Genomic DNA, 16,462 nt, shown 5'->3' on the forward strand with positions numbered 1-16,462 from the left:
GCTAATGGTAGTTGGAGATTTTGCAATAGATTTAGATACAGTTGTTGTAGGTGCTGGACCTGGTGGATATGTAGCTGCAATTCATGCTGCAGAATTAGGTCAAAAAGTTACTGTAATTGAACGTGAATACATTGGTGGTGTATGTTTAAATGTTGGATGTATTCCTTCTAAAGCTTTGATTGAAGCTGCACATCATTACCAACATGCAATGGATTCTCAAGAAATGGGACTTCAAGTTACGGCTGCTAAGCTAGACTTCGATAAAACAATTGAATGGAAGAATAACGTTGTAGCTCGTCTAACAGGTGGGGTTGCTTCCTTATTCAAGAAACATAAGATTGATGTTATCTGGGGAAATGCATATTTGAAAGATAGTCATAGTTTACGAGTAATTTCTGATGATGATAAGGCTCAAACATATACATTCAATAACTTGATTATTGCAACAGGTAGTCATCCAATCGAAATTCCTAACTTCAAATTTGAAGGACGTGTACTTGATTCTACAGGTGCTTTGAACTTAACAGAAGTTCCTAAAGAATTAGTTGTTGTAGGTGGTGGCTACATTGGTTCTGAATTAGCATCTGCTTACGCTAACTTAGGCTCTCATGTAACCATCCTTGAAGGTGGAGATATGATTTTAGCTAACTATGAAAAAGACTTAGTTAAAGTTGTAGAACATCACTTCAGTGAACAAGGTGTAGATATTTACACTAAGGCTATGGCTAAGAATGCAGAACAAACAGATAAAGATGTAACTGTTACTTTCGAAGTAGATGGCGAAGAAAAGAAAATTACAGCTGATTATGTCATTGTTTCTGTTGGTCGTCGTCCAAACACTTCAAATATGGGCTTAGAACAAGCTGGTGTAAGTGTTGATGAACGTGGTTTAATTCCTGTTGATGCACAAAGTCGTTCAAATATTCCTAACATTTATGCTATTGGTGATGTAACAAAGGGATATGCATTGGCTCATAAAGCTTCTTACGAAGGAAAGGTTGCAGCAGAAGCTATTTCTGGCAAACCAACAGTTATTGATTACCATGCAATGCCAGCTGTATGTTATACAGATACATCCATTGCAACAACAGGTTTGACATTAGCTGAAGCAAAGGAAAAAGGCTTTGACGCTAAGAAAGCACAATTCCCATTTGCAGCTAATGGTCGTGCAATTTCAATGGGTGAAACAGATGGATTTATCCGTTTAGTATTTGAAAAGGAAACAGGTGTCTTATTAGGTGCTCAAATGGTTGGTAGCAACGCTAGTGATTTAATTAGTGAATTAACTTTGGCTATTGAATGTGGTTCAACAGTTGAAGATATTGCATTAACAATTCATCCACATCCTTCCTTAAGTGAAGCTGTTATGGATACTGCTGATGTTGCTATTGGATTCCCAACAAATATTTAATAATTAAAATAAAGGACCGGTATTAGTGAATATCGGTTCTTTGTATAAAAGTAATTAGTAGAGGAAGATGAAAGTTATGGAAAAAATGCAATACGTTGTAATGAAAACAGATGATATTAGAACAAACCTGGCCACAGAACAATATTTAATGAATAGCGATAAAATAAAACCTCCATTCATGTTATTCTACATTGAAAAGCCATGTATTATTGTTGGTCGTAACCAAAATACAATGGAAGAAATCAACCAAAAATATTGTGAAGAACATGGAATTACTATTACACGCCGTCTATCAGGTGGTGGAGCTATGTACCAAGATTTAGGTAACCTTTGCTTTAGTTTCGTAGTACCAGCAGAAAATCAAAAATTTGGTGACTTTAAATCTTTAGTACAACCTGTTGTAGATGCTTTGCATAAGATGGGTGTAACAGGTGCAGAAACAACCGGACGTAATGATATTGTGGTCGATGGTAAGAAATTCTCTGGTAATGCAATGTATACGCGTGGTGGCAAAACTTTCTCTCACGGTACACTAATGTTTGATGTTGATACTGATGCAGTTGCTGATGCTTTACGTGTTCCTAAGGATAAGATTGAATCTAAAGGAATTAAATCAGTACGTTCTCGCGTTACAAACCTAAAACCATATGTTAGTGAAGAATATAAAGACTTTGATACATTCCAATTTAGAGATGAACTAATTAAACTAATTTGGGGTGTTGACACTTTAGAAGAAGCACAACAATATGAATACCAATTAGATGATGAAGATAAAAAAGGTATTGAAGAAGTTGAACAAAAACTTTATAAAAACTGGGACTGGGTATATGGTAAATCTCCAGAATTCACAGTTAAACGTCGTAAACACTTTACTAGTGGCACAATTGATGCTCGTTTCTTAGTTGAAGATGGTAAGATTAAAGATATTAAGATTTACGGAGATTTCTTTGGTTCAGGTGATGTAAAAGATGTCGAAGATGCTTTACGTGGGTTGAAGTATGATGTGTCAACTATAAAAGAAACATTAGGTAAGCTTGACTTGAATAAATATTTTGTTGGAATTGATGCTGAAGATGTTAAAGAATTAATCTCAACACAACAATAGTAATTAAAGTAAAACTCGTCGATTTGGCGAGTTTTATTTATACTAGGCTGATATGTTACAATAACTATGTAAGTATATTAATTATTGTATATGGGAAGGAAGTGTGGGGCTAATGGCAACAAGAGCAGAACTAAAAAATGAAGTAAAAGATGCTTTTCGTGGAAATTGGAAAAAAGCGATAGGATTATCAATAATACCAATTGTATTCACAGTAATAACAGTTTTTACGATTTCAGCATTTTTACAGGTACTATTGTTAGTAATGCATAATAATTCAGATGTGTTTAATAACATTTCGAATGATGCGACTGCTAATTCAACTGGAAATGGTGGAGCCTATAGTACCAATGTTGTTTCAAGTATTATTGGAATTATGATAAATCTGGGGATTCAATATACCTTTTTAGATTGGCTTCGTGGCAAAAGCGTGGAAAGTATAAACAATTTTAGAAGTATGTTCCAAGTGTTTTCTAAAAGATATTTTATTCCAGTATTAGTGATGTATATTATCCAATGGGTATTACAATTCCTATGGTCATTACTTTTCATTATTCCTGGGATTATTAAGGGATATTCATACTCACAAACTTATTTTATCTACAAAGATATTGAAGCTAGTGGTGCAAAAGCCAATTACAAATATCCTGATTATGTAACTTTAAGTAGAGAATTGATGAATGGACATAAGTGGGAACTATTCCTATTAGATTTAAGCTTTATTGGCTGGCATATTGTGTCAATTCTTACATTTGGATTAGGTTATATTTGGTTGATTCCATATATGAGCGCAACAAAGGCTGCATTTTATCGGAATTTAGCTGGAGATAAATTTTTGAAACAAGATAGAGTTTATGATGCTGAATTTAAGGAAATGTAAAAAAGAATAAGATACTGGCACCAATAAGATTAAAGCTTATTGGTGCTTTTTTGAGAGTAGGTGAAAGGAATGGTTGCTTGGCAAGCTGCCTGGTACTATGAAAATATTGATTTTTCGGCGATGCCATTTAAGATGAGAGAATTATCTCAATTAATAAAAATTACGTCTTTTTTATCAGGCAAAGAATTACGACTAAAATTAACCAATTACTATGGCAAAGAAGAACTCATTTTTGATGAAATTTATGTAGCTCTAACAGCTGATATGAAAGAAAAACAAAGAGTAACAGCTTTGTATCAGGATACGATTGTAATTCCACAAGGAGAAGCAATTTGGACAGATTCAATAGACTTAGATATTAAAGTTGGACAAACAATCTATGTCTATATGAAGTCTTCACAGGAACAAGAATACTGTGATTTTAAGTGTACTTATGAAACATCATTAACCAATGCCTCTTTTGCTCGTAGTGCTAATTTCTTACCTAAGTTAAGTGATACTTGGCAAAGTAGGAAAGGTTGGTTTTGTTTAGAAGAAGTAGATGTATGGACGAAAGCAACTCCTAAGTATTTGGAAATTACAGGTGATTCTCTAATGGAAATGGGGATGATAACAGCTCCTTTAATGCAATATCTGATGACTGTACATCCTGACGAAGTAACAGTGCTAAATACTGCTATTTCTGGAAGTCGCTTAATTCATGATGCCCCTCATGATCAACCTATTTATGAAACCTTTGGAGAGAGTTTATTAAGTAGAATGGTTAGAAACAGGAGTAACTTTAAACCTGAATTGACGATTGTTTCAATTGGGGCAAACGATTTGATGCTACCATTGATCAGTGAAGTAGCTGCAAGACAAAAAATAACTAAGGATAATTTTTTTAATGCTGTTCAAAGGCTGAATGAAATTTTAGAAAAGCGCAACAGTGAATTAATCTTGCTAGATATACCGCCCTTTACACTAAGTCACACTGGTCGGCCAGATGATAAAGAACTACAAGCACAAAAATTTAGAAAAGAATTAAATAGCAAACTTGCTACAATTCCTGAAACAGTGCCCACATCACTTCTTTTAGAAATGTTGCCATGTGGCGTACAAAGTGCATATGATTTTGGTGACCATATGCATATCAATCAGGCTGGTGGTAGGGTTGTAGCAACTAAATTAATTCCTAAAATAGAACAAGAATTATTTCATTAAAAAAAATGGCAGCAAAGCCTAGTTTTAAAGACTTTGCTGCCGTTTTTTTTTAATTAATCAGAGCCGATAAGTTTTTCTACTTGTTTAGATAGATTTTCCCAAGTTAGAGGGGAAGCTTCCTTAAAGTCATCAGAGAATGTAGAATGATTTTCTCTAGGAATGATATAGCCAACAATTTCGCTTGTAGCTCCACGTACGGCTAATTTTTTATCAGTATCATCCCAAATAACAGTCCAGTAAGGTCCTTCTAATGCGTCATCAAACATATATTGAACACCATCAAGGATAGTTTTTTCAATAACTTCTTGTTCAGTTGCATCAGGATATCCATTAGCCTTGAGCCAAAATAGCTTTTGTTGAACCTCGCCCATATCATCAGGAATGAAATTAAGCATGTTATACATTATTATCGTCCTTTCAAAATAGAAATGTTAAGTATATTTTATCAAAAATAAAAAGTAGCACCAACTAATAAAGTTGATAAAAAAGCAGATTTATAAGTTATAATAAGATTAATTAAATTAAGGATGGTGTTTTAAATGCGAGCAATCTTAACTACTATTGGAGCAGATAAGGCAGGTATAATTGCCGGCGTAAGTACATATTTAGCTAAAAACCAAATCAATATTCTTGATGTATCTCAAACTATTATGAATGGATACTTTACAATGATGATGATGGTAGAAATTCCAGATGAAAAAGTAGATTTCGAAAAAATCACAACAGAACTCAATGAATTGGGTGAAAAGTTGGGTGTAGAAATTAAAATTAGAAACGAAAAGTTATATCAAGCGATGCATCAACTATAAGATGAGGTGATAGAGCATGGATACAGCGCAAATCCTTGAAACAATCAAGATGATTTCAGAAGAAAATTTGGATATTAGAACAATTACAATGGGAATTTCTTTGCTTGATTGTATTGATAGTGACAGTGATAAAGCATGTCAAAAAATTTATGACAAGATAACAACTAAAGCTAAAGATTTAGTGAAAGTTGGAAATCAAATTGCAACAGAATATGGAATTCCAGTTATTAATAAACGAGTTTCAGTGACACCAATTAGTTTGATTGCTGCAGCTTCTAAAGATAAAGATTATGTTAAATATGCTAAAGCTTTAGATAGAGCAGCGCAAACTTTAGGTATTGATTTTATTGGTGGTTACTCGGCTTTGGTGCAAAAAGGTTATCAAAATGGGGATCGTACTTTAATTAAATCATTACCTCAGGCTTTAGCTGAAACAAATCTAGTATGTGCTTCTGTAAATGTTGGTTCAACAAGAAGTGGAATCAATATGGATGCAGTTAAAGAAATGGGGCAAGTTGTTAAAGCAGCTTCAGAACTAGATTTTATGACAAATGCTAAGATGGTTATTTTCTGCAATGCAGTTGAAGATAATCCGTTTATGGCAGGGGGATTCCATGGAGTTGGTGAACCAGATGCTGTTATTAATGTGGGTGTTTCTGGACCTGGTGTTGTTAAATCAGCTCTAGAAAAAGTTAAAGGTGCTTCTATGGACGTAGTAGCCGAAACTATCAAGCAAACAGCATTTAAAGTTACAAGAATGGGCCAATTAGTAGGTAGCATTGCCGCAGAAAAATTAAACGTATCATTTGGAATTGTTGACCTATCTTTAGCACCAACACCTGCCGTAGGTGATTCTGTTGCCCAAATTTTGGAAGAAATTGGCTTAGAACAAGTTGGAACACATGGTACAACTGCAGCTTTAGCGATGTTAAATGATGCAGTTAAAAAGGGTGGCATCATGGCATGTAGTCATGTCGGTGGTTTATCAGGTGCATTTATTCCAGTTTCTGAAGACGCTGGCATGATAGATGCAGTTAATGCTGGATCACTTAATATTGAAAAATTAGAAGCAATGACAGCTGTCTGCTCAGTAGGATTAGATATGATTGCAATTCCAGGAGATACCCCAGCTGAAACAATCAGTGCGATGATTGCAGATGAAGCAGCAATTGGAATGATTAATAATAAGACAACTGCCGTTAGAGTTGTTCCAGTTCCTGGAAAAGATGTTGGCGAAACAGTTGAATTTGGTGGCTTATTAGGACATGCTCCAATTATGGCAGTTAATAAGGTATCTTCAGCAGATATGATTAATCGTGGTGGACTTATTCCAGCACCTGTTCATAGTTTCAAAAACTAAAATTGGATGATAATGGCTGATACTCTTTAGGATAATCAGGAAAATAATTTAAGAATACTATCGATTGAAATGAATATTTAAGACAAATTAAGAATAAAGCAGGTAAATAAAATCTGTTTTATTCTTTTTTATTAAGTTAATTTGACGGTTTATGATCGATAATGGTAAATTATTGAGTGTAAAGGCAATATTTTGGTGGGTTATCACTATTATTTCAACTTTAATAATATAATTTAAGTAAGGTATAAGGATTGTAAAGGTTTTTTAATAATAATGTAAACGGAAACATAAAAATAAGAATGAGATTTGGTGAATTTTGGGATTTTTATGAAAGAAAATGACTTTTTTTGACTATTTATGATTGAATTTAATTGAGAATAGTGTTACTATACTAGAGGAGGTTGTGAAAGTGCTTGCAGAAGAAAGACATAGAATAATTTTAGAAATGTTAAAAGAGCGCAATGTAGTTAAGTTACAGGATATCTGTGAGAGGACACATTGTTCAGAATCATCAGGAAGAAGAGATTTGCAGCTATTGGAAGAGCTAGGCTTATTAGTTCGTGTCCATGGTGGTGCTAAGATGAAGCAACCTTTGCAACGAGAACTTGATGTAATGGGGAAATCTACTCAAAATACTCAAGAAAAAGAAAGTTTAGGTGCAAAGGCAGCAAGTTATATTCAAGATGATGACGTTATTTATTTAGATGCTGGAACTTCGACTATAGCAATCATTCCTTATTTATCTGAAGATCAGCATTTAACTGTTGTTACAAATGGAGTTGAGCATGCTTCATTATTAGCCGATAAGAATATTAGGACTTTCTTGTTAGGTGGTAGATTGAAGAATACTACTAAAGCAATTATTGGTGTTGAAGCAGCAAATGATTTGAAAAGATTTAGATTTAACAAAGCATTTTTAGGAATCAATGGTGTTCATGAAAAATATGGGCTAACAACTCCAGATCCTGATGAAGCTGAGATTAAAAGGACTGCACTTGAAAGAAGTGAAAAAGGTTATGTAATCGCTGATAAGTCTAAATTTGGTTATGTGTCTTTTGTGAAAGTTGCAGATGTTACAGATGCAACAATTATCACAAGTACTTTACCTGCTAGTGTAGCTAAGCAGTATAGTTCACAGGCAACAATACAGGAGGTTATATTATGATTTATACGGTAACAATCAATCCATCTATTGATTATATCGTGCAACTAGACAAGCTCACCTTGGGAGAAGTTAATCGTATGGACTACGATAACAAGCTTCCAGGTGGGAAAGGTATTAACGTTTCTCGTATCTTAAAGGAATTAGGTCATGACAATATTGCATGGGGCTTTCTTGGAGGATTTACTGGAAATTTTGTAAAAGAGGAACTTGAAAAAGTAGGTTTGAAGACAGATTTCACTCCAATTGCAGCTGATACTCGTATCAATGTTAAAATCAAAGCTCAAAATGAAACAGAAATCAATGGTCAAGGACCTAAGTTGACTGAAGAAGAGATCAGTACTTTTACAGAAAAATTTGACCATTTAACATCAGATGATGTTGTTATTTTTGCTGGAAGTTTAGTACCTAGTTTAAATGATGATTTCTACTTTGATTTGATTAAGATCATTCGTTCAAAAGGAGCTCAATTTGTAATTGATACAACTGGCGAAAGTTTACGTAAGACCTTAGCTGAAAAGCCATTAGTTGTTAAACCAAATAATCATGAATTAGCTGATTTATTTGGTGTCGAATTTAACGGAATAGACGACATTGTTAAATATGGTCGTAAATTGCTAGACATGGGTGCTCAAAATGTTTTAGTTTCTATGGCAGGCGATGGTGGCTTGATGATTACCAATGAAGGTGTATGGAGATCATTAGCTCCTAAGGGAACTGTTATTAACTCCGTTGGTGCTGGTGATTCTATGCTAGCAGGATTTGTTGGTACTTATGCAAGCACTAAAGATCCAATTGAAGCTTTCCATTATGGATTAGCTTCTGGATCTGCAACAGCATTTTCTGAAGATTTGGCAACTCGTGAAAAGATCGATGAAATTTATGCTCAAATTACTATTGATGAATATAAATAGAATTGTTTAGGAAAGGAACGGTTTAATATGGATATTCGTAGTTTGTTAATGAAAGATATCATGATTATGGATCTTAAGGCTACTACTAAGTCTGAAGTAATTGATGAAATGGTACATAACTATTATGAACATGGAATCATTGACGATGAAGATCTATATAAGAAAGATATCATCAAACGTGAAGAAGAAGGATCAACTGGTATGGGTGATGGAATTGCTATTCCACACGCACATGACGCTGCAGTTAAGAAACCAGCTGTACAATTTGCTAGAAGTGTTGCAGGTGTTGACTATGACTCAATGGACGGCCAGCCAGCTCACTTATTCTTCATGATTGCAGCTCCAGAAGGTGGAGATAATACTCACTTGCAAGCCTTAGCTGCTTTATCACAAGTATTGATGAACCCAGATGTTGTAACAGCATTGAAAGCTGCAGATACACCTGACAAGGTTCAAGATATTTTTGCAGAAGCTGTAGCTAAGAAGGAAGCTGAAAACAAGGCTGAAGAAGAAGCGGAAAAAGCAGCTGCAAATAGTAATAATGATCGTCCATATATTGTTGCTGTTACTGCTTGTCCAAATGGTATTGCACATACTTACATGGCTGAAGAAAACTTAAAGAAGAAAGCTAAAGAATTAGGTGTTGATATCAAAGTTGAAACAAATGGTTCTGAAGGTATCAAACATCGTTTAACAGCAGATGAAATTTCAAGAGCTGTCGGTGTTGTTATCGCTGCTGATAAGAAAGTTGAAATGAACCGTTTCGATGGCAAGCCACTTGTAAATAAGCCTGTTAAATCTGGTATCCAAGAACCAGAAAAATTAATCCAACAAGTTTTGGATGGAAAGGCAGCTATTTATCATGCAACAGGTGATGATAATAGTGCTTCTGCTGAATCTGATGGAACTGTTTGGGGTAACATTTATAAACAATTAATGAATGGTATTTCACATATGCTACCATTTGTTATTGGTGGTGGTATCTTAATGGCGATCTCATTTATTGTTGAACAATATATGGGTGGTGCCAAAGCTCCAGCATTTATTTTCTTAAATAGTGCAGGTAATTTAGCATTTGCATTTATGGTACCTGTATTGGCAGCTTACATTGCTGAATCAATCGGTGATACTCCTGCTTTAATGCCTGGTTTCGTTGGTGGATTCATGGCTTCTATCGCTAATGCTTCCTTAGGTGGATCATATCATGTTAACTTCCAAGCTAACTCAACTTCACCTGCTGGATTCTTAGGTGGTATTGCAGCTGGTTTTATTGCTGGATACTTGATTTTAGGTATGAAGAAGATGTTTGCAGGATTACCACGTTCAGTTGAAGGTATGAAACCAATGCTTCTTTATCCGGTATTCGGATTGCTATTCATTGCTTTGATTATGTACTTCATTGTTAACCCAATCTTCAGTACAATCAACCTATGGATTACTCACTTCTTGAATGGTATGGGTACTGGAAACTTAGTTCTATTAACATTAGTATTAGCTGGTATGATGTCTATTGATATGGGTGGTCCTTTCAACAAGGCTGCTTATGTATTTGCTTCAGGTGCTTTTGCTAACGATCCTAAGTCTACAACTGCTGCTATTTTGATGGCTGCCGTAATGGTTGGTGGTATGGTTCCTCCATTTGCAACAGCTATCGGTACTGCATTCTTCAAGAACAAGTATACTGAAGATGAACGTCGTGCAGGTGTTACAAACTGGATCTTAGGATTCTCATTCATTACAGAAGGTGCTATTCCATTTGCAACAGCTGATCCAGGTCGTGTAATTCCATCATGTATCATTGGTTCTGCTGTTTCTGGAGCAATTGTTGGTGCTATGAGAATTGGTATTCCTGCTCCTCACGGTGGTTTCTGGGTATCACCTCTAGCAACAAACATTTGGGGTTACTTCTTAGCTGTAATCGTTGGCTCTATCGTAGCAGCTTTGATTATGAGTTTCTGGAAAAAACCAGTTAATGAAAAATAATTATTAAGAAAAGTGGATGTAAAAGTCCACTTTTTTTAATTGTAAAAGATATTTAATTTGTCAGAGTTAATGATTTAGCATATCATTATAATTGTCAAATAATATTGAAGGAGCAATATTTTTATGCCGATAGATAATAAATTAATTGATGATGCCGGGAAAAAGTACCGTCAGTTAACAGAATGGTTTTATCTATGTTGTCTGGCAATATTTTTTATAACTATTTATATTAATGGCACAACAATGGTGGATCAAATTACATATTTTAATAAGTTGATTTTCCTTCGAATTGAGCAGGCAGTAACACTTTTAGTGATGGGAAAGATAGTATTACTAGATAAATATCCACGAAAGCTAACAATAAAATTATTGTTAATCTTTATGCTGATAACCTATATTTGCTATCGGGCTCGTGCTTATGAGCCATTATTCTATACCGTATTTTTGATAGGTGCCAAAGATGTCGACTTCAGGAAAATTCTTAAATTGTACTTAACCTTTGGAATTCCAATTTTTATAGTAAGTGCCTGGTTGGCTCTGAATGATTATATACTGAATTTAACTCTTCAAAGACCAGGAGATAATACGGTTAGAATAGCTTTAGGAAACTATTCTTCATCAGATGCTGCAGCGCATATTTTTTATTTTATGTTAGCATATGCTTTACTTAAACGATTTAAATGGAATATACCGGAGATTATCTCAGGAATAGCCTTGTTGATATGTGTCTATACATTAACCGCAACTAAACTAGATGAAATTTTGATTATTTTGATACTACTCCTATGTGCAGGGGGATATAAGTATGCGGTAAAATTTATCCAAAGATTCAGTTTAAAACAAGTTAGATGGGGATTGTGGATATACGCAGTTATCAATGTGATGTTGCCTTTGATGTTTAATCCAAATAGTAGAATTTGGAGTATTATAAATACCTTGAGTTCTGCGCGTTTATTCTTCGGGCAAGTTGCATATCATGATTATGCTATTCCTTTGTTTGGTCAATTTGTTTATCAAAATGGGAATGGTAGTATTAAGCCAGGGGAAGCATACTTTTTCATTGATTCATCGTTTGTAAGGGCGTTATTAATGTATGGCTTAGTATTCTTTGTTGTTGCGATGTTTTACATAATTAGTAGTATCGAAAGTAACATTAAACAAAGAAATTATAATTTAGTTATAGCTTTGATCCTAGTTTTATTAAGTTCTGCAATTGATAATCATTTATGGGACATGGCATTCAACATTGCATTTTTAGGAATGTTTGCAGATGTACAGTCAGATAATGAGATAGTAGGGATAGAAGAGAATGAAAGTAACACAAAATAGAAATTTAGAAACGACTTCAATGGGATTGTTATTAGGATATTTTATCCTATCGATATTTTTGAATAGTTTAGGCAATGCTTTAACGGTATCTTTAAATTTAGGAAGTGCTTTGTGGACTGCAGCAGCAGTTAATATAGCTAAAATAACACCAATTTCTTTGAGTGCGATGCTATTTATTTCTGGTTTTATTGTAATAATCGTTAATCTAATAATTTTGAAAAAGGTTAATTTAAAAAGAATATTGGGTAATCTAATTTTTATGACTCCTTTTTCAATTTTAGTAGGGATTTTTGCAACAGAATTAGTTAAACTAGGAATTCATAGTTTAAATTTACCTGTGCGAATCTTTTTGGATTGTTTAGGAGTAGTCCTAATTGCTATTGCTATATCACTTTATCAAAGAATAAATTGGATGTTGCATCCGGTTGATGATTTGATGCAAATTATTCGTTTTAAATATTTCAAAGGTAGTTCTACAATTGCTCAATTGGTAACCTTTACTCCGCCAATTGTTGCGATTATTATTTCGGTAATTGTATCACATCATATATATGCAATAAATGTTGGAACAATATTCGCTTTATTATGTCAAGGACCAATCGTAGGGATAGCTGACAAGATAGTTTTTCCAAGTTTAAAGCATCGTAATTTAGACTAGATAAAAGTAAAGACATAGTTTTGTTTACTAAGCAAAGCTATGTCTTTTTATATATAATAAAATACCCTGTAATCAAGTAGTCTACCTAAAAAATTACAGGGTATTAATTTTAATGTTTTATTTTTTTGCAGCTCTCTTTAATTCTAGCTTGCGTAGCCATGGTAATAAGAAACCAAGTACAACTAAGAATCCAACAGTTACAAAGTTCATAAATAATTGATGATCAAATGCTTTAGTTCCAGGAGCAGCATCTTGAGGGATGAATCCCATTGTTGCGCAGACAAAGGTGAAGATGAAGCACCAGAAACCAACAATTAAAGCACCAGTTCTATTCTTAATATAAACGTAATCGGACTTAAATTGTTCTTCTTGCCAACGAATAGCTAGGAATGCAACGAATACTAAAGCTGTCTTATATGGTGAAACAATACCATTTAAGTTCAACAACCAGTTATAGATGGAGTTTATATTTGGTAAAGTACCACTTAAAAGAAGAAGTAACAAACTGATTCCAGCAGTTAAAGTATAACTGTGTACTGGACGTCCAGCTTTATTCTTCTTGATAAGCCAACTAGGCATGTATTTAGCAGCAGTATCACTAGCGAATACACGACTAGCAGCATCAATTAAAATAGCTAATTGAGCTAACATAAACATCAATTGAACTACAGCAAAGACATACATCAAGCTCTTGCCCATACCAACTTGTTCACCTAAAAGTTTGAATGCATAGTATGGACCATTCATCTTAAAGTCATTAGGAATGTGGTTAGCGTTAAAGAAGACAGCCAATGATAAAGTACCAAAGATGGTTAAGAAAGCAGTCATCAAAGCTAACATCCACATAGCTTTAGGAAAATCTCGCTTAGGGTTACGCATCTTGTTAATGTATGGAGCAGCTAATTCAGCACCAGACATAGCAAAGATCAATAAACCAGTTGTAGAGAAGTAGTGTAAACTAAAGTTAGGCTTAAATGCATGAAGATTAAATGGTTGTGTAGCAATATGTGCACCGTGTGTTAATGCCCATACAGTCATGAAAACAAAAAGCATTGAAATCAAGAACATCGCACCACCACCAATGATGGAAAGTACTTCTAAGGAATCACGGAAAACATTTTCGAAGATAATGAATAATAAAATAATAACAAAAGTTAACATTCCGAAAGTGAACGTAGACATGTGATGTCCTAAAGTATTATTACCTAAAATAATCCAACTTATAGAAACAATAACAGAGTTTGAAACGTCCACTAAGTAAGGAATTGTTTGTGTCCAGTACATCCAGGAAGTAATGTATCCAAATAAATCACTGTGAGTACCACGACGAATCCAAGAAGCAAGTCCACCATCTTGATTATCAAAAGTTAATCCTAACTGTGTAGCAATTAATGCATAAGGAATAACGTAAGTAAAAAGTAAGAAAATCCATGAAATAACAACAGATAATCCTTGATTTTGAAAAGGATAGAAAATATTTTCAAAACTAATAATTGTAACAAAGTCGAGCAAAGCGATAACTGGCCAGCTCATATAATGTTTTTTTTGATCTAACATTTAAAATCTCCTCGTTAATAATGATTGATATTATGCATATTATTAATCATTTAAACAAGGTGGCTTATTTTTACGCCTGAGAAAGTTAGCAGGCAAAATTACCACAGCCTTCCTTAATATTTTCTTTAACTTTTAGTATTGTAGCGTAATTTTCAGAAAAATAATAGAATAAAAAATTGATTTTTCAAAATTTATGCAAATAAAAAATCAATAGACGCTGTTATACGCCTATTGATTGAATATATATTAACTATTGTTCGTGGGAATAACGAGCCTTTAAAGCCCATAAAATTGAAACAGTATCGACAACTTCTTGGAACATAGCACCGATGAAAGCAGGGATGATACCAGTACTTGCGATTAACATTAATGCAGTACAAATTGCAATCCCTAACAAAACTGATTGACGAGCAACTCTAATGGTGTCACGTGAAATAGTAACAGCCTTAGAAACACGGGATAGATCATCCTTTAAAATAACAACATCAGCTGATTCACTAGCAGCAGTAGAACCATGTGCACCCATAGCAATACCAACATCAACAGTTGCAAGTGAAGGAGCATCATTTACACCGTCACCAACCATAAAAGTAGGGTGGCCAGATTTAGGGATATTTTGTAAAGCGGTGATCTTATCTTGAGGTAGCAAATCAGCTTTTACTTCATCAATTCCTACTTCTTTAGCAACTCGTTGAGCAATCTTTTCTTGATCCCCAGTTAGCATCATTAATTTTTTGACTCCTAAAGCTTTCAAAGTATTCATAGTTTCTTTTGCTTCAGGACGAACATGATCGGTAAAAGTAACATAACCACAAAGTTCGTCATCAACACTAACATAAATAGTAGTAGTTGCTAAAGGTTTCATTTCTGAATTTGGAGCAACAAATTTAAGTTTACCAACTTTAACATTTTTATGATTAATAGTAGCTTCAATTCCTTTACCTGTTTTTTCCTCTAAAGAACTAACAGGTGCTAAATCAATATTTTGATTATCAGTATATGCAACAAGTGAACGAGCTAAAATATGTGATGATTCTTGTTCAGCACTAGCGGCTAGTTGTAATAATTCTTCTACTTTCATAGAAGAGGTTGTAACAACATCTTGTACAGTTAATTGTCCACTAGTGATTGTACCAGTTTTGTCAAAAGCACCAGTTTTGGCAGTAGCAAGTTTTTCTAAAACATCACCAGTTTTTACCACAATACCATTACGTGAAGCACGACTCATACCTGAAACCATAGCAACAGGTGCTGCAAGAATTAAAGGACAAGGTGAGGCTACAACTAATACTTCGGCAAGGCGATGGGGATCGCCTGAGAAGAACCAAGCTGCAAGTGAAATTAAAATAGCTGCTAAAGTAAATGGAACAGCATATCTATCTGCCATTCTAACAAAATGAGCAGGAGTACTTTCAGCTTCTTTAACTAGCTTAACTAACTGTTGGTATTGACTATCTTTAGCAAGCTTACTTACTTGTAAAGTAACGGAATTGTCTCCATTCAAAGAACCCGACATTACGTTGTCACGGAGATTTTTTTCAACAGGTTTTGATTCACCAGTTAAAGAAGATTCATCAAATAAGCCGCTACCCTTAATGATAAAACTGTCGACAGGAACGATTTCCCCAGGTTTAACTACAATTTTATCTCCAACTTTAACGTCATTGACACTAACATCATCTATGTCACCATCATCCATAATTTTATGGGCAACTTGAGGTGAATTATCTAGCAACGCTTTCAATTCTGTATTTGCTTTATGAGAAGCATAATCCTCTAATGTATCACCACCAGTGAGCATGATAAGAATAACCATACTTGCCCAATATTCACCTACGGATAAAGTAGCGACAACAGCTAAGATGGCTAATAGGTCGACGCCATATTTTCCAGAACGAAGTGTATGAACCATTTCCTTAAACATAGATAAAGCAATGATAGCTCCGACTAAAGTAACGAGAATTTGTGCATATAATTTTAAATGTAATAGGTACTGTAAAACAACTGCGACTGCAGCGATACCAACAATAATATATAATTTTTGTTTATGACTTAGACGAGACATAATAAATCCCCCCCATATCTAAAAAAGAA

14 protein-coding genes are annotated in these 16,462 nt (G+C 34.3%); 11 read left to right on the plus strand and 3 right to left on the minus strand.

What is annotated here, in order from left to right; genetic code table 11:
• Nucleotides 1-4 precede the first annotated feature (4 nt).
• The 4 genes from lpdA (at nucleotide 5) to PTA89_RS00865 (ending at nucleotide 4,596) form a co-directional block, all read left to right on the plus strand.
• Entirely contained in the window at nucleotides 5-1,411 is a 1,407-nt protein-coding gene (gene lpdA / locus PTA89_RS00850) for a dihydrolipoyl dehydrogenase (protein WP_003704973.1), read from the plus strand.
• 85 nt (nucleotides 1,412-1,496) lie between these two features.
• On the plus strand, nucleotides 1,497-2,516 hold the full coding sequence (locus PTA89_RS00855; protein WP_253005988.1) for a lipoate--protein ligase: 1,020 nt from the start codon (nucleotides 1,497-1,499) through the stop codon (nucleotides 2,514-2,516).
• 103 nt (nucleotides 2,517-2,619) lie between these two features.
• Complete coding sequence (locus tag PTA89_RS00860; protein WP_003704969.1) at nucleotides 2,620-3,393, plus strand: DUF975 family protein; 774 nt, start codon at nucleotides 2,620-2,622, stop codon at nucleotides 3,391-3,393.
• Between the two features lie 69 nt (nucleotides 3,394-3,462).
• On the plus strand, nucleotides 3,463-4,596 hold the full coding sequence (locus PTA89_RS00865) for an SGNH/GDSL hydrolase family protein (RefSeq protein WP_161022999.1): 1,134 nt from the start codon (nucleotides 3,463-3,465) through the stop codon (nucleotides 4,594-4,596).
• Between the two features lie 53 nt (nucleotides 4,597-4,649).
• Here the strand turns inward: PTA89_RS00865 and PTA89_RS00870 are convergent, their stop codons facing one another.
• The gene (locus PTA89_RS00870; RefSeq protein WP_003703122.1) at nucleotides 4,650-5,000 is read right to left on the minus strand and encodes a hypothetical protein; all 351 of its coding nucleotides are present in this window, start codon (nucleotides 4,998-5,000) and stop codon (nucleotides 4,650-4,652) included.
• 135 nt (nucleotides 5,001-5,135) lie between these two features.
• Between PTA89_RS00870 and PTA89_RS00875 the strand changes: the two genes are divergently transcribed.
• The 7 genes from PTA89_RS00875 to PTA89_RS00905 all read left to right on the plus strand — a co-directional run bounded on the left by PTA89_RS00875 (nucleotide 5,136) and on the right by PTA89_RS00905 (nucleotide 12,811).
• Nucleotides 5,136-5,405, plus strand: coding sequence for an ACT domain-containing protein (locus PTA89_RS00875; RefSeq protein ID WP_003703119.1), 270 nt, complete (start codon nucleotides 5,136-5,138; stop codon nucleotides 5,403-5,405).
• Nucleotides 5,406-5,421: 16 nt separating this feature from the next.
• Nucleotides 5,422-6,765, plus strand: coding sequence for a PFL family protein (locus PTA89_RS00880; RefSeq protein WP_161022997.1), 1,344 nt, complete (start codon nucleotides 5,422-5,424; stop codon nucleotides 6,763-6,765).
• A 409-nt stretch (nucleotides 6,766-7,174) separates the two neighbouring features.
• Nucleotides 7,175-7,930, plus strand: a complete 756-nt coding sequence (locus PTA89_RS00885) for a DeoR/GlpR family DNA-binding transcription regulator (protein WP_161022996.1) — start codon at nucleotides 7,175-7,177, stop codon at nucleotides 7,928-7,930.
• Nucleotides 7,927-8,841, plus strand: a complete 915-nt coding sequence (pfkB, locus tag PTA89_RS00890; protein WP_161022995.1) for a 1-phosphofructokinase — start codon at nucleotides 7,927-7,929, stop codon at nucleotides 8,839-8,841. Before PTA89_RS00885 ends, pfkB begins: the two co-directional genes overlap by 4 nt.
• 27 nt (nucleotides 8,842-8,868) lie before the next feature.
• Nucleotides 8,869-10,824, plus strand: coding sequence for a PTS fructose transporter subunit IIABC (locus tag PTA89_RS00895; protein WP_324177258.1), 1,956 nt, complete (start codon nucleotides 8,869-8,871; stop codon nucleotides 10,822-10,824).
• 123 nt (nucleotides 10,825-10,947) lie between these two features.
• Nucleotides 10,948-12,153 (plus strand): polymerase, encoded by a 1,206-nt coding sequence (locus PTA89_RS00900; protein WP_324177259.1) that lies wholly within the window; start codon nucleotides 10,948-10,950, stop codon nucleotides 12,151-12,153.
• Nucleotides 12,134-12,811 carry a hypothetical protein gene (locus PTA89_RS00905; protein WP_081537344.1) on the plus strand — a complete coding sequence of 226 codons (678 nt, stop codon included), beginning with the start codon at nucleotides 12,134-12,136 and terminating at the stop codon, nucleotides 12,809-12,811. Before PTA89_RS00900 ends, PTA89_RS00905 begins: the two co-directional genes overlap by 20 nt.
• 117 nt (nucleotides 12,812-12,928) lie before the next feature.
• Here the strand turns inward: PTA89_RS00905 and PTA89_RS00910 are convergent, their stop codons facing one another.
• Entirely contained in the window at nucleotides 12,929-14,368 is a 1,440-nt protein-coding gene (locus PTA89_RS00910; RefSeq protein ID WP_003704100.1) for an APC family permease, read from the minus strand.
• A 250-nt stretch (nucleotides 14,369-14,618) separates the two neighbouring features.
• A complete protein-coding gene (locus tag PTA89_RS00915) occupies nucleotides 14,619-16,433 on the minus strand; it encodes a heavy metal translocating P-type ATPase (RefSeq protein ID WP_003704955.1) in 1,815 nt (604 codons plus the stop codon).
• Nucleotides 16,434-16,462: the final 29 nt, after the last annotated feature.

It is taken from the genome of Ligilactobacillus salivarius, assembly GCF_035231985.1.
Classification (GTDB): Bacteria; Bacillota; Bacilli; order Lactobacillales; family Lactobacillaceae; genus Ligilactobacillus; species Ligilactobacillus salivarius.